This is a genomic window from Streptomyces sp. NPDC002845, from assembly GCF_053591955.1.
The window spans coordinates 1-1,615 of record NZ_JBSFUU010000230.1; the positions used below are offsets into that span (position 1 = coordinate 1).

Annotated in this window: 1 protein-coding gene and 1 pseudogene; both read left to right on the forward strand. The window is 62.4% G+C overall.

The annotated features are described in order from the left end of the window. Nucleotides 1–675: 675 nt before the first annotated feature. Nucleotides 676–1,071: a hypothetical protein gene (locus ACWD3C_RS48530; protein ID WP_451155233.1), complete on the forward strand. Its 396-nt coding sequence runs from the start codon at nt 676–678 to the stop codon at nt 1,069–1,071. Between the two features lie 43 nt (nt 1,072–1,114). Next, a pseudogene (locus ACWD3C_RS48535) lies at nt 1,115–1,496 on the forward strand (hypothetical protein). The last annotated feature ends 119 nt before the right edge of the window (nt 1,497–1,615 follow it).

The following is a 1,615-nucleotide window of genomic DNA, read 5'->3' on the forward strand; positions in this document are numbered from 1 at the left end:
GACTTTCACTTCAGAGGTGCCTTGCTGTGTGCGGCTGATGGAAGCGTAGGAACTCCCATTATCGCAGGTCAGCAGGCACCTCTTCCTATTTCTCCATCCAAAGACCGGCTATCGCGTGGTGGATCGAGGCTCAGTGATTGACCGCCAGGAACGTGTGCTGCTATGCCGAATTCACGGCGAGTCTTCTTGGCGACCGGTAGAGGTAAGAGTGATCCGTGTCCGGCTGTCCAGGTTCTCTGTCGTTCACGTTCTGGACACACTCTTCTCTCACTGGTTCCTTGCGGCTACTCCGGTAGTCGGCAGATTTGATCCACTGTCGGAACGAGGCGGCCTGTCCGGCATGACCCGTATTTTCGTTGCCCGTCGCGACAGAATGCGTCGGCTAAGCCTTCGCGCTCGCGCCCATTCCTCTCTGGACGCTGACTACGTCTCGCATCCTCTGTCCGAAGTCGAAGGCGAGGATTTTGATGTGTATCCACGCGAGCTCGGACCCTTTCTACGCGGATACCTGGAGGGATGGATTCCCGATGGTGTCATCACTCTCGTTGAGTGACCACGTACTTCCTGGCCCGACGCCGACTGTCAGAGAGCAAAGGAGAATTCCCCGTGCCAAGTCCTCAGCACCGACGCCGGTCTCCGACGCGCGGTCCATTGGGATTGGAAGTTCGGACCCACTTGGCAGCCGCAGGACTGCCCGAAGCGGACACTGACGACCGCTACCGCGCCCACGGCATGATGGTGACCGATCGCGGTGATTCGGTCGGCGTGGAGTGGTTCACCTCTCGCAGTCTGCGTCGCGCCGCCGCCGACGAACAACTACGAGGCTGGTCCATGGGGGCGGCGGACCGTGCACACGAGGCCGCTCGACGTCATTTGCATGCGGCTCTGTTCGGCATCCTGTCGGAAGTCGGTCACCTGGTGGAGGCTGATCCGGCTGACATTCCGGGTGCTCTGATCGTTCGGGTCGGCCGGATTTCCACACCCGCGTCGTTGGCCGCGGACATCAGGCGGATTCTTGCGGACCTACGTGGCTCTGCGGAAAGCTCGGAGGGGCCCGGCCTGTCGCCGTGAGTGCGTCCGACTCTCACGACAAGGTCGGCTGACAGAGCGGGGAATGGAGCGGGACAGTCCAAGCGTGCCTTCAGAACTCAGTTCCTCACCTCCTGCGGCAGATGTGCTACGTGCCCGATACGCACGCCGCTTGCCGTCCTCGCTCGAGGATCTGGCCGGGCCCGTGCACGGCAGCGTCGAGTTGCCGCTGCACGTCGCGTGGTGAAGCCTGCGCGCCTACGACCTCGACCGGCCCCGGCAGCGCATGAGCCTTTACCGCACCGTCCTTGCAGGAAGGGCAGCGCGAGGACCTCGTCACCTATCTCAACCACAACCTCCTGCTCGCCCAGTGGCTTGACCTCCGCCCGCTGGTCAGCAGACACCTTCGTATGGTGTGGGAAGGGGCCTTCCCCGAGCTCGTCCACCGGGCATCTGCTCCGGCGTGATCCTCACCATCGGCACACTGGGACTGCTGAGGTTGAACTCGCTATGGCGGGTGGGGATCTGACGTTTCATGATTGTTGCGGTATGCCGGAGGTATGCGGTATGCGCAGGGCGGTGGGCT